This is a genomic window from Sphingopyxis sp., from assembly GCF_035565275.1.
Classification (GTDB): Bacteria; Pseudomonadota; Alphaproteobacteria; order Sphingomonadales; family Sphingomonadaceae; genus Sphingopyxis.
The window spans coordinates 1-18,932 of the sequence record NZ_DATMST010000210.1 but is presented as its reverse complement, the minus strand read 5'-3'; the positions used below and the strand labels follow the sequence as shown (position 1 = coordinate 18,932).

Annotated in this window: 22 protein-coding genes; 11 read left to right on the top strand and 11 right to left on the bottom strand. The window is 64.3% G+C overall.

The genetic code is table 11. From position 1 onward, the window contains the following. The 5 genes from VN047_RS14660 to cobT form a co-directional block, all read right to left on the bottom strand. A partial coding sequence (locus tag VN047_RS14660; RefSeq protein ID WP_325543898.1) for a glycosyltransferase family 1 protein occupies window positions 1-890 on the bottom strand: 890 nt, incomplete at its 3' end. Next, window positions 887-1,762: a UDP-2,3-diacylglucosamine diphosphatase gene (locus VN047_RS14655; RefSeq protein ID WP_325543896.1), complete on the bottom strand. Its 876-nt coding sequence runs from the start codon at window positions 1,760-1,762 to the stop codon at window positions 887-889. The genes VN047_RS14660 and VN047_RS14655, both read right to left, overlap by 4 nt. A gap of 151 nt (window positions 1,763-1,913) precedes the next feature. After that, complete coding sequence (locus VN047_RS14650) at window positions 1,914-3,347, bottom strand: aldehyde dehydrogenase family protein (protein WP_325543894.1); 1,434 nt, start codon at window positions 3,345-3,347, stop codon at window positions 1,914-1,916. Between the two features lie 111 nt (window positions 3,348-3,458). Next, window positions 3,459-5,105 (bottom strand): acetolactate synthase large subunit, encoded by a 1,647-nt coding sequence (locus VN047_RS14645; RefSeq protein WP_325543892.1) that lies wholly within the window; start codon window positions 5,103-5,105, stop codon window positions 3,459-3,461. Window positions 5,106-5,281: 176 nt separating this feature from the next. Then, window positions 5,282-7,105 (bottom strand): cobaltochelatase subunit CobT, encoded by a 1,824-nt coding sequence (cobT, locus tag VN047_RS14640; protein ID WP_325543890.1) that lies wholly within the window; start codon window positions 7,103-7,105, stop codon window positions 5,282-5,284. Between the two features lie 147 nt (window positions 7,106-7,252). On the opposite strand from cobT, the gene VN047_RS14635 reads away from it, so the two are divergent. Together VN047_RS14635 and VN047_RS14630 are read left to right on the top strand one after the other, a co-directional pair. After that, complete coding sequence (locus tag VN047_RS14635; protein ID WP_325543888.1) at window positions 7,253-8,449, top strand: MFS transporter; 1,197 nt, start codon at window positions 7,253-7,255, stop codon at window positions 8,447-8,449. After that, entirely contained in the window at window positions 8,446-8,577 is a 132-nt protein-coding gene (locus VN047_RS14630; protein ID WP_325543886.1) for a hypothetical protein, read from the top strand. The genes VN047_RS14635 and VN047_RS14630 overlap by 4 nt, the downstream gene beginning before the upstream one ends. A gap of 4 nt (window positions 8,578-8,581) precedes the next feature. Here VN047_RS14630 and VN047_RS14625 read toward each other — a convergent pair whose 3' ends face one another. Next, on the bottom strand, window positions 8,582-9,772 hold the full coding sequence (locus VN047_RS14625) for an alpha/beta hydrolase (protein ID WP_325543884.1): 1,191 nt from the start codon (window positions 9,770-9,772) through the stop codon (window positions 8,582-8,584). A 189-nt stretch (window positions 9,773-9,961) separates the two neighbouring features. Here VN047_RS14625 and VN047_RS14620 point away from each other — a divergent pair, with 189 nt between their 5' ends. Then, complete coding sequence (locus tag VN047_RS14620; RefSeq protein ID WP_325543882.1) at window positions 9,962-11,005, top strand: DUF5694 domain-containing protein; 1,044 nt, start codon at window positions 9,962-9,964, stop codon at window positions 11,003-11,005. A 4-nt stretch (window positions 11,006-11,009) separates the two neighbouring features. Here the strand turns inward: VN047_RS14620 and cobS are convergent, their stop codons facing one another. The 3 genes from cobS to VN047_RS14605 form a co-directional block, all read right to left on the bottom strand. Continuing rightward, a complete protein-coding gene (cobS, locus tag VN047_RS14615; RefSeq protein ID WP_325543880.1) occupies window positions 11,010-11,999 on the bottom strand; it encodes a cobaltochelatase subunit CobS in 990 nt (329 codons plus the stop codon). Between the two features lie 94 nt (window positions 12,000-12,093). Then, on the bottom strand, window positions 12,094-12,531 hold the full coding sequence (locus VN047_RS14610) for a nuclear transport factor 2 family protein (RefSeq protein ID WP_325543876.1): 438 nt from the start codon (window positions 12,529-12,531) through the stop codon (window positions 12,094-12,096). A gap of 10 nt (window positions 12,532-12,541) precedes the next feature. Beyond that, window positions 12,542-13,135, bottom strand: a complete 594-nt coding sequence (locus tag VN047_RS14605) for a J domain-containing protein (protein WP_325543874.1) — start codon at window positions 13,133-13,135, stop codon at window positions 12,542-12,544. An 82-nt stretch (window positions 13,136-13,217) separates the two neighbouring features. On the opposite strand from VN047_RS14605, the gene VN047_RS14600 reads away from it, so the two are divergent. From VN047_RS14600 to VN047_RS14570, 7 genes are all read left to right on the top strand, one after another. Further along, window positions 13,218-13,499: a BolA family protein gene (locus VN047_RS14600; RefSeq protein WP_325543872.1), complete on the top strand. Its 282-nt coding sequence runs from the start codon at window positions 13,218-13,220 to the stop codon at window positions 13,497-13,499. Window positions 13,500-13,505: 6 nt separating this feature from the next. Next, window positions 13,506-13,865, top strand: coding sequence for a DUF2200 domain-containing protein (locus tag VN047_RS14595; RefSeq protein WP_325543870.1), 360 nt, complete (start codon window positions 13,506-13,508; stop codon window positions 13,863-13,865). Beyond that, complete coding sequence (locus VN047_RS14590) at window positions 13,862-14,233, top strand: cupin domain-containing protein (protein ID WP_325543868.1); 372 nt, start codon at window positions 13,862-13,864, stop codon at window positions 14,231-14,233. The genes VN047_RS14595 and VN047_RS14590 overlap by 4 nt, the downstream gene beginning before the upstream one ends. Window positions 14,234-14,235: 2 nt before the next feature. Further along, the gene (locus VN047_RS14585) at window positions 14,236-15,117 is read left to right on the top strand and encodes a pirin family protein (RefSeq protein ID WP_325543866.1); all 882 of its coding nucleotides are present in this window, start codon (window positions 14,236-14,238) and stop codon (window positions 15,115-15,117) included. After that, entirely contained in the window at window positions 15,114-15,563 is a 450-nt protein-coding gene (locus VN047_RS14580; RefSeq protein WP_325543864.1) for a hypothetical protein, read from the top strand. The genes VN047_RS14585 and VN047_RS14580 overlap by 4 nt, the downstream gene beginning before the upstream one ends. Before the next feature lie 82 nt (window positions 15,564-15,645). Beyond that, the gene (locus VN047_RS14575) at window positions 15,646-16,569 is read left to right on the top strand and encodes an alpha/beta hydrolase (protein ID WP_325543861.1); all 924 of its coding nucleotides are present in this window, start codon (window positions 15,646-15,648) and stop codon (window positions 16,567-16,569) included. Window positions 16,570-16,602: 33 nt separating this feature from the next. Then, entirely contained in the window at window positions 16,603-16,848 is a 246-nt protein-coding gene (locus tag VN047_RS14570) for a hypothetical protein (protein WP_325543859.1), read from the top strand. Here VN047_RS14570 and VN047_RS14565 read toward each other — a convergent pair. Further along, on the bottom strand, window positions 16,845-17,276 hold the full coding sequence (locus VN047_RS14565; protein WP_325543857.1) for a hypothetical protein: 432 nt from the start codon (window positions 17,274-17,276) through the stop codon (window positions 16,845-16,847). The genes VN047_RS14570 and VN047_RS14565 overlap by 4 nt on opposite strands. Here VN047_RS14565 and VN047_RS14560 point away from each other — a divergent pair. After that, the gene (locus VN047_RS14560; protein WP_325543855.1) at window positions 17,275-18,432 is read left to right on the top strand and encodes a serine hydrolase; all 1,158 of its coding nucleotides are present in this window, start codon (window positions 17,275-17,277) and stop codon (window positions 18,430-18,432) included. The two genes, VN047_RS14565 and VN047_RS14560, sit on opposite strands and share 2 nt — an antisense overlap. 137 nt (window positions 18,433-18,569) lie before the next feature. On the opposite strand, the gene VN047_RS14555 is transcribed toward VN047_RS14560, so the two are convergent. After that, the coding region (locus VN047_RS14555; protein WP_325543853.1) for a glycine zipper domain-containing protein at window positions 18,570-18,932 on the bottom strand (363 nt) is incomplete at its 5' end.

Sequence of the window (18,932 nt, the reverse complement as noted above, 5' to 3'; positions counted from 1 at the left end):
GTACCCAGATCCGCGTCGAGCGCGCCGGCGCCATTGCGCACGATATCGGCGGGGCCGGGCACCGGATAGGCGGCGACGGGCGTGCCGCACGACAGCGCCTCGATGATGACGAGGCCAAAGGTGTCGGTGCGGCTCGGAAAGACGAAGACGTCGGCGCCGGCGTAGGCTGACACGAGCGCTTCGCCGGTCTGTTTGCCGAGGAAGCAGGCATCGGGGTAGCGCGCCGCGAGTTCGGCGAGGGCGGGGCCGTCGCCGACGACCACCCTCGTTCCGGGATGCACGGTATCGAGGAAGGCTTCGATATTCTTTTCGACCGCGACGCGCCCGACGTAAAGCTGGATCGGGCGCGCGAGGCCGTCGAAGGCAGGATGCGGCGGCGTGCCGGGGCGAAACAGCGCATGGTCGACCCCGCGCTCCCACATCATCGTCTGGTCAAGGCCCCGGTCGGCGAGTTCGCGTACCAGCGAGCGCGTTGCGACCATGATATGGCGCGCGGGGCGATGGAACCAGCGGATGAAGCGCCAGACGAACGCGGGCGACAGGGGCAGCCGTGCCGCGACATATTCGGGAAAGCGCGTGTGATAGGCGGTGGTAAAGGGGAATTTGTTCCGGATGCACCAACGCCGCGCCGCCATCCCGAGCGGCCCTTCGGTCGAGATATGGATCGCCTGCGGAGCGAACGCGCGAATGTGCCGCCCGACCGTGCGCCAGCCCGCGAACGCAAGGCGGATTTCGGAATAGGAGGGACAGGGGATGGACCGGAAGAGATCGGGCGAAACCACCCCGACCTCATGCCCCTGCGTGCGAAGTTCGGCGATTGTTGCCTGAAGCGTGCGGACGACCCCGTTGACCTGCGGGTCCCACGCGTCGGTGACGACCAATATCCTCATGCCGCGCGGGCCGGCAGCTCCAGCGTGGCCGGTGCCGTGCGCGCCGCGACCTCCTGCGCCCAGTGCAGGATTTCCATGCGTCCGTCATGATGCTCGACAAGCGCGGTGCAGCCTTCGACCCAGTCGCCGTCGTTATAATATTCGGTGCCCTCGATCTCGCGCATCTCGGCGCTGTGGATGTGGCCGCACACCACGCCGTCGACCCCGCGCGAGCGGGCGGCGTGGGCGACGACTTCCTCGTACCGCCCGATGAACTGGACGGCGTTCTTGACCTTGTGTTTGGCGACCATCGACAGCGACCAATAGGGCAGGCCGAAGGCGCTGCGGATGCGGTTCACGACCACATTGCACTTCATCAGCGCGGTGTAGGCGGCGTCGCCGACGAAGGCGAGCCAGCGGTGCGCGAGCATCACCGCGTCGAACTCGTCGCCATGGACGACGAGCAATTTGCGGCCGTCGGCGGTTTCGTGGATCGCTTCGCGGCGGATTTCGACCCCGCCGAAATCGAAACCGTCGAACGGCTTGACCATCTCGTCATGGTTGCCGGGAACATAGACGACGCGCGTGCCGCGCTTCGCGCGCTTGAGCACGCGCCAGACGACGTCGTTGTGCTCGGGCGGCCAGAAGTGGCGCTTCTTGAGCCGCCAGCCATCGATGATATCGCCGACCAGGTACAGCGTCTCGCAGTCGACATGGTCGAAAAAGTCGATCAGCAGGGGCGCGTTGCAGCCGCGTGTGCCGAGGTGGATGTCGCTGACCCACACGGTCCGGTAGCTGCGGCGTTCGCCGATCACGCGTTCGGGGATATGCGGGTCGGTCGTGAAGGGATCGGGAAACCGGGCGGGGATCGGCAGGGTCGAAATCGAGGCCATGTCGTGCTCCGTAAACAGCTTTTGGCTGCCCACGGCCTAGACAGGAGTTTTGTTACAGCGTGCGACTCAAACTGACGACAGTTTGAAGAAAGTTTGAAGGCGCTTTCGTGACGCTGCCTATTTGACACATATACGGTTAAGCATGATCCAGTCAGGTTCGCCGGATCACCAAATTCCTGATTTCGCTCATATCTTCCATGGCAAAGCGCACGCCTTCGCGCCCCAGCCCACTGTCCTTCACACCGCCATAGGGCATATTGTCGACGCGGTAGCTCGACACGTCGTTGACGACTATGCCGCCGACGTCGAGATGATCCCACGCTTCGAGCACCTTGTGGATATCGCGCGTGAAAAGCCCGGCCTGCAGTCCGAACTTGCTGTCGTTGACCTCGGCAAGCGCGGTTTCCCAGTTCGAGAATTTCGAAAGGATGACGACCGGGCCGAACGCTTCCTCGCGCACGACGTCGGTATCGCCGGGGACGTCTTCGAGCAACGCGGCCTCGAGCATATTGCCTTTGCAGCCGCCGCCCGCGAGCAGGGTAGCTCCCGCGGCGACCGCGTCGTCGATCCAGCCCTTCAGTCGCTGCGCTTCCTTCTCGGAAATCATCGGACCAATAAAGGTGTCGCGCAGCTTCGGATCGCCTGATTTCAGCGTCTTGACCTTCGCGGTCAGCATGTCGCGGAATGTGTCGTAGATTTCTTCGTGGATGATCACGCGCTGGACGTGGATGCAGCTTTGCCCCGACTGGTAATAGCCGCCGAAGATGATCCGCGCGAGCGCATGGTCAAGGTCGGCGTCCTTGTCGACGATGACCGCGGCATTGCCGCCGAGTTCGAGCACGACCTTTTTCTTGCCCGCCTTGGCTTTCAGGTCCCAGCCCACGCCGGGCGAGCCGGTGAAGGAGAGCAGTTTCAACCGCTCGTCGGTGGTGAACAGGTCGGCGCCGGCGCGGGTTGCGGGTAAAATGCTGAACGCGCCCTCAGGCAGGATATCGCACTCGGCGAGCACTTCGCCCATGATGATCGCGCCGAGCGGGGTCAGCGACGCGGGCTTCATCACGAAGGGACAGCCCATTGCGATCGCGGGCGCGATCTTGTGCGCCGCAAGATTGAGCGGGAAGTTGAACGGCGAGATGAAGCTGCACGGCCCGATCGGCACGCGCTTCCACATCCCCATATAGCCCTTGGCGCGCGCCGAAACGTCGAGCGGCTGGACCTCGCCATAATTGCGCGTCGCTTCCTCGGCGGCGATGCGGAAGGTGTCGATCAGGCGCGTGACCTCACCTTCGCTGTCGGCAATCGGCTTGCCCGCCTCGACGCACAAAGCATAGGCGAGTTCGTCGAACCGCTCCTGAAAGCGCCCGACACAATGCGTCAGCACGTCACGTTTCTCGAAGCTGGCGAGCCGCGCCATCGGCTCGGCCGCTCGCACAGCGCCGGCGATCGCTTCGTCGATAATGTCGGGCGTCGCGAGCGCGGTGCGGAACGCGACCTCGCCGGTGAACTTGTCGATTACCTCGAGATCGGTGTTCGGCTGCACCGCCTTGTTGTTGAGATAGAGCGGATAGACGTCCTTGAGTTTCATCGGGTCTGTTCTCCGTATCCCGGCGAAAGCCGGGACCCAGCGCTATTACGCGCGGCAGCTGTTCGGGCCGTGCCGGACCCCGGCTTTTTCGCCGGAGTACCATGCACCAGATCAAAGCTCCTTCGACAGCCGCTTGATATCGTTGTTCAAAATCTGGTCATTCTCCGAATAATCGACCGGGCAGTCGATCAAATGCACCCCCGGAGTATCGCGCGTGTGCGCGAGAAGTTCCTTCAGATGCGCCGCGCTTTCGACACGATGCCCGTGCGCGCCATAGCTTTCGGCATATTTGACGAAATCGGGGTTGCCATAGGTGAGCCCCCAATCCTTGAAGCCCATATTCGCCTGTTTCCAGCGGATCATGCCATAGCTGTTGTCGTTGAGGATCAGCACGGTGATGTTGAGGCCGAGGCGCACCGCGGTCTCCATCTCCTGGCTGTTCATCATGAAGCCGCCGTCGCCGCAGATCGCCATGACCTTGCGCCCCGGATAGATCATTGCCGACATCATCGCCGACGGCAGCCCCGCGCCCATCGTCGCGAGCGCATTGTCGAGCAGCACGGTATTCGGGCGATAGGCGGTATAGCCGCGCGCGAACCAGATCTTGTAGACGCCATTGTCGAGGCAGATGATCCCGTCGTCGGGCATCGCGTCGCGGATCGACTGCACCAGATGCGGCGGAAAGATCGGGAAGCGTTCGTCCTTCGCCAGCGGTGCGGTGTGGTCGACTTCGCCCTGACGATAGGCGAGCAGGTGATCGAACTTCCAGCTGCCGTTGGGGACGATGTCCTCCTTCATCTGCCACACGGCGTTGGCGATGTCGCCGATCACCTCGATATCGGGGAAATAGACCGGGTCGACCTCGGCGGTCTTGCTCGACACGTGAATCACGGTCGGGCCGCCGCGCTGCATGAAGAAGGGCGGCTTCTCGATCACATCGTGACCGAGATTGACGATGCAGTCCGACGCCTCGACCGCGCGGTGGACGAAATCGCCCGACGACAGCGCGGCGCAGCCAAGGAATTTCGGATGCCGTTCGTCGATCACGCCCTTGCCGAGCTGGGTCGTCAGGAAGGGGATGCCGGTCTTTTCGATGAATTGCAGCAGCATGCGCCCGGTCATCGTGCGGTTCGCGCCGGCGCCGATCACGAGCACGGGCGATGTCGCTTCTTCGAGCGCCTTCACCGCCTCGCGAATCGACTTCACGTCGGCGGTCGGCCGGCGCGAATGGCTGCGCTTCAGCGGCAGGCTGTCGGTATGCTCGTCCGCGATATCCTCGGGCAGTTCGATATGCACCGCGCCGGGCTTTTCCTCTTCGGCGAGGCGGAAGGCTTCGCGGACGCGGCTCGGGATATTGTCCGACGACGCCATCTGGTGCGTATATTTGGTGATCGGCCCCATCATCGCGACGACATCGAGAATCTGGAAACGCCCCTGTTTCGATTTCTTGATCGGCTTTTGCCCGGTGATCATCATCATCGGCATCCCGCCCAGCTGCGCATAGGCAGCCGCGGTGACGAAGTTGGTCGCGCCGGGCCCGAGTGTCGCGAGGCACACGCCGGTCTTGCCGGTGTGGCGTCCGTAAGTCGCGGCCATGAAGCCAGCGCCCTGTTCGTGTCGCGTCAGGATCAGCTTGATCTTGGTCGAACGTGAGAGGCTATCGAGAAAATCCAGATTCTCTTCGCCGGGGACGCCGAAAATATACTCGACGCCTTCTTCTTCCAGACATTCGATGAACAGGTCGGATGCTTTTTTCATATGTCAGTCGCCCCCTCAGCCGCGCATCAAGACGATGCGGCCCCAAGTCATGCCGGCGACCCCTCAGCATCATGTCAGCGCAGTGGCTCTCGTCATCAGGTCGCGAGTCCTGCTGCGCCGGGAGGGTTTGTAACGAGGGGGCAAGGGCTTGTCACCAGCCGCCGTAGTGCAGCGGGCTAGTCGACGTCGAACAGACCTGCGAGTTGCTCGACCATCGTGCCGCCCAGCTGCTCGGCGTCCATGATCGTCACCGCGCGGCTGTAGTAACGCGTAACGTCGTGGCCGATGCCGATTGCGCATAGTTCGACCGGTGACCGGTTCTCGATCCATTCGATGACCTGCCGCAGATGCTGGTCGAGATAGGCGCCGTGATTCACCGACAGCGTGCTGTCGTCGACGGGTGCGCCGTCCGAAATCACCATCAGGATGCGGCGCTCCTCGGGGCGATTGATGATGCGCTGGTGCGCCCACATCAGTGCTTCGCCGTCGATATTCTCTTTCAGCAGCCCTTCGCGCATCATCAGCCCGAGCGACTTGCGCGCGCGGCGATAGGGCTCGTCGGCGGGCTTGTAGATGATGTGGCGCAGGTCGTTGAGGCGGCCCGGGTGCGCCGGGCGTCCCGCCGCGAGCCAGTCCTCGCGGCTTTGTCCGCCCTTCCACGTCCGCGTCGTGAAGCCGAGGATTTCGGTTTTCACGCCGCACCGTTCGAGCGTGCGCGCGAGGATGTCGGCGCTGATCGCGGCGATGCTGATCGGCCGCCCGCGCATCGATCCCGAATTGTCGATCAGCAGCGTGACGACGGTATCGCGAAAATCGGTATCGCGTTCGATCTTGTACGACAGCGACTGGCCGGGCGAGACGATGACGCGCGCGAGCCGCGCGGCGTCGAGCTGGCCCTCCTCCTGATCGAAGTCCCACGCGCGGTTCTGCTGCGCCATCAGGCGGCGCTGCAGCCGGTTCGCGAGCTTGGTCACCGCGCCCTGCAGATGCTGCATCTGCGTATCGAGATAGGCGCGCAGCCGGGTCAGCTCGTCGGCATCGCAAAGCTCGGTGGCGGCGACGATCTCGTCATGTTTTTCGGTGAAGCGCAGATAGTTGAAATCGGGAATGTCGCTCGGCAGGCGATTGGGGCGCACGGGCAGCATGCCCTCGTCGCCTTCGCCGCCCATTTCGGGCTCGCCGTCGGCTTCCATTTCCTGCGCGTCGGGATCGCTGTCGCCGTCGTCGGCCTGATCGCCCGCCATTTCGGCGCGGGCATCGACCTGCGATTCACCGGCGCCGCCGTCTTCGCTTTCCTGTTCTTCCTGGCTCTCTTCGGCTTCGCTCTCGTCCTGTTCGCCGCCATCCTCGGCGCCTTCCTCGAGCGGCTCATCGCTGTAGATGAGATCGAGGTGGCGCAGCGCGAGCTTGGCGGTTTCGGCAAACGCGGCCTGATCGTCGAGCAGCATCGACAAGGCGGTCAGGTCGCCTCCCGCTTCCTTCGTGATCCATTCGCGCACGAGCGAGAGGCCGGTCTCGGTTCCCTGCGGCGCCTGATCGCCGGTCAGCGCCTCGCGCAGCATCAGTTCGAGCGCGCTCGACACCGGTACATCTTCGCGGTTTTGCGCGCGGCTGATCGGATCGCTGCGCATCCGCATCGCAAGGCTGGCCGCGAGGTTGCCGCGCATGCCGTCCATATGGCGCGCGCCGAGCGCCTCGATCCGCGCGCGCTCCATCGCGTCGAACGCGGCGGCGGCAAGCGGTTCAGCGGGGCGCGCGGATGCGTGCAGCTTCTCGCTGTGGTGCTTCATGCGCAAGGCATAGGAGTCCGCAAATCCGCGCGCTTCGGCGACCTGGTCGGCAGGCAGCGTGCGCGAGGGGGTGGGCACCTTGATCGCCTTGCCGACCTGCGCGGGCGCATCGGCGGTAAAGCCGACCTCGACCTCGGCATCGCGCGTCACTGCGCGCGCGACGCCCGACAGCGCGGCCTTGAAATCGTCGAGGGGAGAGGAAGCCGTCATCGAGTCGGCTCTAACCAGCTTTTGCCTTTGAAGGAAGGGTGTCCGGGGTGACGAAAGTGGGAGTGCGGAAGGTAATAGCTAAGCTCGCTTGACGGACAGGGAAGGCAGGCGCATCCGCCGCTCATGAGCTCTCCCGCACTTTCCCCCATGAAACGCCCGTGGATCGTCATCGTCTGTGCGGCGTTCATCGTCACGCTCGCGATGGGCGTGCGCCAGTCTTTCGGCCTGTTCCTGCCGCAGATGAGCGTCGATATCGGGATCAGCCGTTCGGACTTCGGCCTCGCGATGGCGCTGCAGAATCTGCTCTTCGGGCTTGTCCAACCCTTTGTCGGGGCGCTCGCAGACAAGCATGGCGCGGGGCGCGTCGTCTTTTTCGGCGCGCTGCTCTACGCGCTCGGGCTCATTGGCGCGGCGTTTGCGACCGACGCGATCGGGCTGCATATCAGCTTCGGCCTGCTGATCGGCATGGCGCAGTCGGCGACGACCTTTGTCGTCGTGCTCGGCGCGGTCGGTCGCGTCGTCAGCCCCGAAAAGCGCAGCAGCGCCTTCGGTATCGTCACCGCGGGCGGCTCGCTGGGGCAATTCCTCGTCGTGCCGCTCGCATCGATGCTGCTCGGCGATATCGGCTATCACGAAACCCTCTGGATCATGGCAGGGCTTGTTGCGCTCTGCGGCCTGTTCGCCATCGGCGTTTCGGGGCGTACCGACACACCGGGGACGCTGGTGCCCGAGGAACAGCAGACCGCCCGCGAGGCACTTGGCGAAGCCGCGGTTCATCGCGGTTACTGGCTGCTCAACGCCGGCTTCTTTGTCTGCGGCTTCCATATCGCCTTCATCGCGACGCACTTGCCCGCCTATCTCGACGACAAGGGGCTGGGGATCGAGATCGGCGCACAGGTGCTTGCGCTCGTGGGGTTGTTCAACATCCTCGGCTCCTATGTCTTCGGGCGCGCGGGTGATTTGCTGCGGCAGAAATATGTCCTGTCGGCGCTCTACACCGCGCGCTCCGTGGTGATCGCTGTCTTCCTGCTCCTGCCGCTCACGCATTGGACCGCGCTGGCGTTTGCCGGTGCGATGGGCTTCCTCTGGCTCGGTACAGTCCCGCTCACCAGCGGCATCGTCGGACGCGTTTTCGGCGTCCGCTATCTCTCGATGCTCTACGGCATCGTGTTTTTGAGCCATCAGGTCGGCAGCTTCTTCGGCGCGTGGATGGCGGGGCTGATCTTCGATGCGACCGGCAGCTATAATATCGCGTGGGGCTTCTCGATCGCGCTCGGACTGTTCGCGGGGCTCGTTCATCTGCCGATCGCCGACGCACCGGTCAAACGGCTGGAGGCGGCGTGAAGCTCGCGCGGCAGGACTGGATTGCACTTGCGCTTTTTGTCCTGATCACGGCAGGCGGGCTGTGGCTCTGGACCGGCGAGGGGCCGGTCGTCTGGCTCACCAATGTCGCTATCATGTGCGGCTTCTAGGACCTCACTGCGGTTCCTCGACTTCGGGCGTTCGGTGGCAGATCGCGTCGTCGCCGTCCTTCGGTATGGCGGGGTCGGGGAGCAGGCGGAAGACATGGGCCCACTGTGTCGCGATGCGCTCGGGACGCGTGCGCTTGTTTGCGACGACATCGACGAAATCGCGGCACACGACCGCGCTGCGCAGGAAATTGCTGTGCCCGGTCGACCCGCGCGACACGTCGGTCGTGTCTATCACGGTGAGTCCGGCGCGCGCGACGGGATAGCAGCGTTCGGGCAGCCCTTTCGCTTTCAGGTCCGCCGCTTCGAACGGGTCGAAGCAATAGGGCGACCCCAGCCGCGGATAGCCATGGAGCGCACGCGACGCGGCGAGCGCCTTGTCGGCGCGCGAGGTGTAGACGGTGATCCGGCGATTGTTCGCGACGCGCCTTGCCGATAATACCTCGTCCGCGATGTCGCGCTCGAACGTCTCGCGGTCGATGTCGGGCGAGGCGAGGATGATGTTCGAGATATTGCTGCTGTCGGCACTGCTCGACGTGCGATCGACATAGGAAATGGCAGGTATCACGAGCCGCGCGCCGAGCGAGTGCGAGACGACCACGATTTCCTTGACCCAGCTTTGTTCGGCAAGCGACTTCAGGAAGTCGCGGAAATTGCGGACGTCGTGATACATGTTCGTCTCGTCGACGACATAGCTCAGGATCCTGCCCTGCGACGGCCAGCTATATTCGATGATCGGGCCGTCGAAGCCGGTCATGCGCGCGATCTGCGCCGCGTCCTTCGACGTCGTCGAGAAATTTTCGCGATAGCCGTGAATATAGAGCAGCACGCGGCCCTGCTTGCGGTCGGTCTCGGCCTGCAGCGCGCGCCACCAGTCGGCCGAGGTCTGGAAGGCGATCGGCGCGAGCAGTTTTTTCTTCTTGCCGACCTCGATCTCCCGCGGGGCATTGAAGCGGCCGTAACGCATCTGATCGCCGCGATGGCGCAGCAGTTCGATCTCGCTCGTCCGGCAGTCGGGCAGGCGGCTCGTCGCGAAGAAAAAGGGCAGCGCCTCGCCGTCGACGACCGCACCTGGCTGTGCGGTGCAGCGCGGGTCGGCGACATAGTCGGCGTGGCGGATCTTGCCATAATCGACCGGGGTGATGCAGCCCGCCAGCGGCAGGGCGGCGAGGACGGCAAGCAGGTGCTTCGTTCGCACGGCGATCTTCACCTTTAAAAAGCCCGGCACATTCGGTGACGCTGGCAGAGGATGAGGGGCTTTGGAAGCCGAAAACGATCTTCCGAAGAGTATTGATAGAATAATACACTTCGCTTATTCCCGTGTCCATGGTCGTTTGCTCGGCCAGTTCAGGGGGAGGGTTTTGTGCCGGCCTTTGCTGCATTCTTGTTGACCATCGCGGCGGCTGCGCCGCCGCCCTACACCCCCGCCTTCGACCCGCGCACGCTGAAGGACAATGTCGCGGGAGCGCCCGGCGAATTGCTCGTCCTCGGCACGCCGCATCTGTCGGGGCTGCCCGAAGATTTCAAACCCGAAAGCCTCGAGCCCTTGCTGGCGCGGCTCGCCGCGTGGAAACCCGCGATCATCACGATCGAGGGTCTTTCGGGTACCGATTGCGAACATCTCGTTCGCTATCAGATCCTTTATCCCGGCGCCTCCGATTATTGCCGGGACCCGGGCCCGGCGCAGAAAGTCGTCGGGCTCGATATGGTCGCCGCAACCGTGGAGGCCGACAGGCTGCTCGGCGCCTGGCCAGTCAACCCGGCGCCCGCTGATCGCCGCCGGCTCGCGGCGCTCTTCCTCGCGGGCGGCGAACCCGCGTCGGCGCTTGTTCAGTGGCTGCGGCTTCCTGCAAGTGAGCGCCGCGCCGGGGATAGCCTCGACGCCACCCTCGTCGCGGAGCTCGACGAGCTGATGACGCGCCGCAACGAGAATTTCCTGATCGGAGCGGCGCTTGCCGCGCGGCTGGGACTCGAACGCGTCCATGCGGTCGACGATCACAGCGCCGACGGGGTCACCGCGTCGCTCGACAAGGATCCGGGATATGGAGCCGCGATGCAGCGTATCTGGAATACGCCGCGGCTGCAGGAGAGGATTGCCGCCGAAAAGAAGCTGGAGGCCTCGCTCGATAGCGAGGGTGTGATGGCGCTCTATCGCTTTTATAATCGGCCGGCGACGATGCAGCTTGCCTTCGACACCGATTTCGGGCCCGCGCTCGCCGACGCGACCCCGCAAGATTACGGGCGCCGCTACACCGGCTGGTGGGAAGTGCGAAACCTGCGCATGGCCGCCAATGTCCGTGCCGCGATGGCGGTCCGGCCGGGCGCACGCACGCTCGCGATCGTCGGCGCGTCGCACAAGGGCTATTTCGAAGCCTATCTCGCCATGATGCACGACGTCCGGTTGGCGGACGCCGAAGCAATCCTGAAATAGCGGCTTATTTGCCGATCACGCTTTCGGGCAGATCCTCGCCGAACACGCGCTGATAATATTCGGCGACGATCATCCGCTCGGCCTCGTCGCACTTGTTGAGGAACGAGAGGCGGAAGGCGAAACCGATATTGTTGAAGATCGCGGTATTCTGCGCCCAGCTGATCACCGTGCGCGGCGACATGACGGTCGAGATATCGCCGTTTACGAAGCCTTGACGCGTGAGATCCGCGACCTTGACCATATTGGCCACGGTCGTGTCGTCGGTGTCGGGCACCTTGGCGAGGATGATCGCGCTTTCGGTCGCGGCAGGCAGATAGTTCAGCGTGACGACGATGTTCCAGCGGTCCATCTGGCCCTGATTGATCTGCTGCGTCCCGTGATAGAGCCCGCTCGTATCGCCGAGCCCGACGGTGTTCGCGGTCGAGAAGAGGCGGAAATGCGGATTGGGGCGGATCACCCGGTTCTGGTCGAGCAGGGTCAGCTTGCCCTCGGTTTCGAGCACGCGCTGGATCACGAACATCACGTCGGGCCGGCCGGCGTCATATTCGTCGAAGACGAGCGCGGTCGGGGTCTGCAGCGCCCAGGGGAGCAGGCCTTCGCGAAACTCGGTGACCTGCTGGCCGTCGCGCAGCACGATCGCGTCGCGGCCGACGAGGTCGATACGGCTGATATGCGCGTCGAGGTTGACGCGAATGCACGGCCATTTGAGCCGCGCCGCAACCTGTTCGATATGCGTCGACTTGCCGGTGCCGTGATAGCCCTGCACCATCACGCGGCGGTTGTATTTGAAGCCCGCGAGGATCGCGAGCGTCGTGTCGCCATCGAACACGTAGGCGGGATCGAGGTCGGGGACGCGCTCGTCGGCCTCGCTGAACGCCGGGACCTTCATGTCGATATTGACGCCGAACAGCTCGCGCGCGTCGACCTCGACATCGGGCGCTGCAAGCAGCGTCGAGCCGTGGTGATCGGGAAGGCTGTTCGGAATATCGGTCATGGCAAAGGTCCAGCAGGATAAACAGGGGAGAGTCGCCGCCGGGCGGCGCTTCGCCGTCGCGGTATAGCGACGGGTTGCGGCTTGCAACGCCTTTTCAGAGCAGGCCGAGCGCCTTCATTACCGCCGACTGGTCATAATAGGGACGTTCGCAGACGATCTTGTCGCTACCGGGGGCGAACTCGAAGCTCGCCGCCATGCGGATGCGGAACGCCTTGCCGGTCGGCGCAATCGTCCGCACGCCGAGCTTCAAAGGGCCGAGGTGCGTGCCGGTCAGCCAGAATTCGACCAGCACCGTGTTCGTTGCCGCGTCGGGTGCGATCGCGATCACCTCGTTCGCCTGATCGGGAAAAGGCTCGCGCGACGTGGCGAAATAGGACCGCACCGCGGCTTCACCGTCGAAAATCGTGCCGGGCCCCATCAACTCGTACCGCGGATGGTCGAAGGTCGCGAGGACGCCGTCCCAGTCGTGCGTGATCTCGAGCGCCATGTGCCGGCGTACGACTTCGATCCTCGCTTCGTTCAGGTCGGTCATCGTTCCTCTCCTATGCGAATGCCTTCGTCTTGCGCAGTAACTGATACGCCTCGACTACAGCACCCAGTCGCGTTTCGAAACTGCGATCACCGCCATTCCGGTCGGGATGATATTTGCGGACGAGTTCGCTGTAGCGCCGCCGCAACGCCGCGCGGTCGGCATCAGCGGAAAGGCCGAGCAGCTGCATCGCGTCATGCTCCTCACGCGAAAGACCCGGATTTGCGGCCTGTCGCCGCGCCTCGTCCATCCGCTGACGAAAGCGCGCCCCGAGCGCGTCCATCGGATCCCTGAAATCGGCCCAGCGCGGCGGCAGGTCGGCGCTGCCCGCGGGGCGGAAGGCGCGGCTTTCGGTTTCCCAGCCGGCGGTCGGCGATTGCGCCGCCATGATCTGGTCGGCGTTCATCCCTTCGAAGAAATTATAGCCCGCGTTGAATTCGCGCACATGGTCGAGGCACAGCCAGCGATAGGGCGGCGGTCCGTCGGGCGAGCGGTGCGAGGAGACGGGCGCGCGAAACTCGCCGGGCTCGCGGCATCCGGGCGCGGCGCAGCGTTCCTCGCGGGGGACGCGGCCATGGAATCGGGAAGGGCGAGCAGAAGACGGCACAATATGCTTTCGGAATCGAACGGAGGGACCTGATCTCTGGAAGGTCTTATAATTTGGCGATGGAGGGCTTATGGTCAACCCCATGAGCAACAAAGGCCCCGTACAGCAAGAGATGGAAAGCCTGCTCACCGCAGCCTTTCCCGACGCGAATTTCGTCCTGAGCAACGACAGTGCCAGCCATCACGGCCATATGGGCGACGACGGCAGCGGCGAGTCGCATTTCAGCCTGGCGATCGAGTGGGCGGGCTTCGCCGGCCAGAACCGCGTCGCGCGCCAGCGCGCGGTGAACAAGGCGCTCGGCGACCTGCCGGGGCAGCGCGTCCACGCGCTGGCGATCAAGGCGGTCGCGCCGGGGGAAAGGTGACCGGGCATGAGCGAGCATCGCGTCTATGGGTACAGCTTTGCGAGCGTCTATCCGCATTATGTCACCAAGGCGGAGCGCAAGGGGCGCACGAAGGCCGAGGTCGACGAGATCATCCGCTGGCTGACCGGCTATAGCCAGAAAGCGCTCGATGCGCAGATCGCGGCAAAGACCGACCTCAGGGGATTTTACGGCGACGCGCCCACGCTGAACGCGGCGCGCGACCAGATCAAGGGCGTCATCTGCGGTATCCGCGTCGAGGAGATCGACGAGCCGCTGATGCGCGAAATCCGTTATCTCGACAAGCTGATCGACGAACTCGCCAAGGGAAAAGCAATGGACAAGATCTTGCGGACACCCGCACCATGACCCCTGCCAAGGTGAACCTTGCCGAAGCCTTCGCGACCTTTCACGATCACTGGAACCCGCGCGTCGCGGGCGATATCAACAATTTTCAGGTCAAGCTGGTGAAGCTCGCTGGCCAGTTCGACTGGCACCATCATGATCATGAGGACGAATTGTTCCTCGTCGTCGCGGGCCGGATGAAGATGGCGTTTCGCGACCGCGACGTGATCGTCGGGCCGGGCGAGTTCATCATCGTGCCCCACGGCACCGAACATTGTCCCGAGGCGCTGGGCGGCGAATGTCAGGTGCTGCTGCTCGAACCGGGTTCGACGCTGAACACCGGCAATGTCGAAACCGAAAAGACGCGCAAAGCGTTGGAAAGACTGGACTGATCATGGACATCATCACCCCCTCGACCCACGATCTCGGCGCCTTCGAAGTGCGCCGCACCTTGCCGAACAAGGCGCGTACGATGGTTGGCCCCTTCATCTTCGTCGACCAGTTCGGACCGGCGCATTTCGACGTCGGCCGCGGCATGGACGTGCGTCCGCACCCGCATATCAACCTGGCGACGGTCACCTATCTGTTCGAGGGCGCGATCGACCATCGCGACAGCCTCGGCACGCTCGCGACGATCCGCCCCGGCGCGTGCAACCTGATGACCGCGGGCAGCGGCATCGTCCATTCGGAACGCACACCTGCCGCCGAGCGCGCGACCGGATCGGGCATTTCGGGGATGCAGACCTGGCTCGCCTTGCCCGACGGGAAGGAAGAGATCGACGCGGCGTTCGAACATGTCGCGAAGGACGATCTGCCGCTGATCGAGGACAGCGGCGTGTCGGCGCGCGTCATCATGGGCAGCCTGTGGGGCGCGACCTCGCCGATCACCCAGCATGCCGCGACGATCTATGCCGATATATTGATGAACGCCGGCGCGACGATCCCGATCGATGCCGAGGCTGACGAGCGCGCGGTGCTTGTTGCGCTCGGCGATGCGAGCCTCGATGGCGAGGCGCTCGATCGCTACAGCCTCTACATCCTCAAGCCCGGGCAGGCGATGACGCTCCGCGCCGAAAGTGACGCGCGCGTGATGCTGCTCGGCGGCGAGGCGTTCAGGACGCCGCGCCATGTCTGGTGGAATTTCGTGAGCTCGAGCCGCGACCGCATCAACCAGGCGAAGCACGACTGGAAGGACCGCAAATTCCCGCTCGTCCCCGGCGACAGCGAGGAATTCATCCCGATCCCCGAAGTTCCGAAGACGGTCAGCTATCCGTGAGCCTGCTGCTGGCGCTCGCGCTCACCACGAGTCCCGAACCCGTCTTCACATGCAGCTTCGGCGCGAAGCAATTGACCGTCACGCAGGAGGGCGAGTCGCTCGTCTATCGCTATGGCACCAGGAGCCGGGCCGAACTCACCATTGTCGCCGATGCGCCCAGCAACCGCGTCTTCTATCATCGCACCCTTTATGCGCGCGCCGAGGACCAGACGCTGCGCTTCGTCAGCGGCGAGTATAATTATGTCGTTTATGCCCATTGGTCGGCACCGGACATAGGGATGACCGAGGAAAGCCGCACGGGTGAAAGCTATTACGGCGGACTGACGGTGATGCGCGGCGAGGAAGAGCTGACATCGCGCCGCTGCAGCCGCGGCGGCGACATGCGCGAATGGCCGATCTTCAAGACGCTGCCACAGGATGAAACGAACATGACGCCGCCCGAATAGCCACTCGCCATCTGTTGCAGCTTGCCAGCCGCAACGATCCTCGCCAGATTGGTTTCGAAAAGAAACCAAAGGAGTGGTGTCGATGACCGGCGATTTCGAACTACAGCGTGTGAAGCTTTCGACCGGGGTCGAACTCGACGTCGTCGACATGGGGCCGAAGGATGCTCCGGCGCTGATCTTTCTCCACGGCTTTCCCGAATCGCACCGCACGTGGCGCCACCAACTGCCGCATTTCGCCGACCGCTTCCGCTGCATTGCGCCCGACCAGCGCGGTTATCGCGGTTCGTCGAAACCGCAGGACGCCGAATCCTATACGCCCGACAAGCTGATCGCCGATATATTCGCGCTGGCCGACGCGCTGGACGTGAGGGAATTCACGATCGTCGGTCACGACTGGGGCGGGGCGATTGCGTGGGGTGTCGCGCTCGGCGGCCAGCCGGGCGGGCTACATCCCGCGTGGGCGGGACGGGTCACGCACGCGGTGATCGCCAATGCGCCGCATCCGGGCATCTTTCAGCGCCTGCTTGCCGTCAACGAAGAGCAGCGCGCGGCGAGCCAGTATATCCGCACCTTCCGCGATCCCGCGAGCGATGCGATCATCGAGGAGCATGGCATCGCGGGCATCCTTGCCCATGCGTTTGCCGGACGCGTGCCGAGCGGCGGACTGCAACCCGCCGACGAAATCGCCCGGTTGCTCGAGGACTGGGAAGATCGGGACGCCTGCCGCGCGATGATCAACTGGTATCGCGGTTCGACGATCAACGTGCCCGCGATGGACGAACCCTATGCCGAACCGCCCCCGATGCCGTTTCCGAAACTCACCATTCCGACGCTGGTGATCTGGGCGCTCGACGATGTCGCGCTGCCGCCGTGCAACCTCGACGGGATGGAAAATCTGGTTCCGGACGTCGAGATCGTCAAGGTGCCCGATTGTGGTCATTTCGTGCCGTGGGATGCGCCCGGTGCGGTCAATGCGGCGATGGATGGATTTCTCGCCCGGACGTGATCCGCGCGCGCTCCGAAGGGGGGAGAATAGAGGATGTCGCATACCGCTATCATGCTGCTCGCCGGACTTGGCCTGCTCATTCTGTTGCGCCTGACGATTCGCGACGCAGCGCGGGCGACCCGCCTGTTCCTGCCCTTGTGGCTGATCGTTTCGGTTGGCAACCTGCTCGTGGGCGTGCTCTACGCGGGATATGGCTGGGCCGAGGAGGCGGTAATCTGGTTGCCTGTTTTCGGCCTGCCTGCGGTGGTCGCACTCGCGACCCGCCGCCTGTCGCGCTAGTCTTCGGGGCGCAGCAGACAGCCGCTGGCTCCCGCAAGGCGCGCGCTGCGCGACGCGAGCAGCGGGACGCTGCCGGTCACGGTCTTTGTCGCCGGATCCTCGCTCAGCGATACCATCTCCATCCCCGGCTCGAAATCGCTCTGGCAGCTTTCGAGACTGCGCCCCTGCACATAGCGGCACGAACAGCCGACGCGTGCGGCGTAAGCCGACCCGAGTTCGGCCTGCGCCTTGAACGACGGAAATTTCCAGACCGCGAAAATCGCGAACAGCGCCGCCAGCCCGATCGCCCACGGCAGGCAACCGCCCCAGCGACTGGGCTTCGCGCGCGCCTCGGGTGGCGGTGGAGGAGAAACGGTCGGGGGCGGAACTGCCGCGGGCGTCTCGCCCGTTGAAGGATCGGTCGGGTTGATGCTAGTCACTGGAGCCATGATCACGAAAAAACGGCTGCTGGCAAGTGCCGCTCTCGCGATGCTCGGGGCCTGGACCTTGTCACAGGCGGCGGGGCAGGGGACGATGGCGCCGGCTTCGCCTGCACCCAAATTCGGCGCGTCGCTCGACGGCGTCGCGGCGGTCGAAACCGCGCGGCCGCTGCCCGTCCTGCCTGCGGCGACCCGGGCCCGCGCCGATGCGCTGTTCACCGACGCCGACGATGTGGGGCAGACGCGCGCGCTTTATGTGCTGCGCGACGGCGAGCCGATCTACGAACGCTATGCCGCGGGTTTCGGCCCCGAATCGAAGCTGATCAGCTGGTCGATGGCGAAAAGCATCACCGCGGTGCTTACCGGCTTTCTTGTCGCCGACGGGCAATTGTCGCTCGACGGGCCGGTGCCGGTCGAGGCTTGGCAGCGCAGCGGCGATCCGCGCGGTGCGATCACGTTGCGGCACCTGCTCCATATGTCGTCGGGGCTCGAGCATGTCGAAAATGGCGACCCTGTATGGCAGGGCGATACGGTGTCGATGCTGTTCGGCGACGGGGCGCAGGATATGGCGGCTTTCGCCGAAGCGAAGCCCGCGGCGGCGCAGCCGGACGAGATATTCAACTACAGCTCGGCGACCAGCGTCATCCTGTCGGACGTCATCGCCAACACGCTGACCCCGTCGCGAAATCCCGATGCGCGGCGCGACGCGATGCGCGATTTCATCGGCGGACGGCTGATCGAGCCGCTCGGCATGACCAGCCTGACCCCCGAATATGATGCCAAGGGGACGATGATCGGCGGGTCGGTCATGCACGCGTCCGCGCGCGATTATGCGAAATTCGGCGAGTTCCTGCGCAATCACGGCGTCGTGAACGGGCAGCGGCTGCTTCCCGAAACCTGGATGAAGTTCATGCTTACGCCGTCGGCGAATGACGCCGGCTATGGCGGGCATATATGGCTCAATCGCAAGCGTCCGCCGGGCGTGACGCCTGCGTTATGGCCCGACCGCGGGCCGAACGACCTGTTCGCGTGCATCGGTCATCAGGGGCAATATATCATCGTCTCGCCGTCGCAGCGGGTGACGATCGTCCGGCTTGGCGTAACGACCGACGACCAGTTTCCGGCATTGCGCCGTCATCTCGCCGATCTGACGGCGGCGCTTTGAGACGCGGGTTCGATGTCGTCCTCCCGTCGCCACATTAAAGCGAGAGCTCCAACATCCTTCCGGAAACAAGAGAGAAGGCCCGCCATCCTTCGGGACGGCGGACCTTCGAACCCATCGGTGACCAGACCTGTCGGGTATCAGCAGACGCAGCGCGGCTTGGGTTTCGGTTTCCACTTCTTCTTCGCCACATAGCGTTTCCGCACCGGAACATTCTCGTAATAGGTGCGGGTCGACGTCTCGACCGTTTCGGTCACCACGGGCGCGCCGTTCGTGATGATCGTCGTGACCACCACGCCGGGCGTATAATAGCCGTACCCATAACCGCCCTGATGCCAGGTCGTCGAATAGCCGCCGGGGTAGCCCCCTTGATAATAGCCGCCCTGGTACTGGCTGCGGCTCGCCCACCAGGCTTCGCACTTCTTCCGGTCCGACGCGTTGCCGATCGCGGCACCGGCCAGCGCGCCGACCCCGCCGCCGATCAGCGTGCCCGCGGTGCGGTT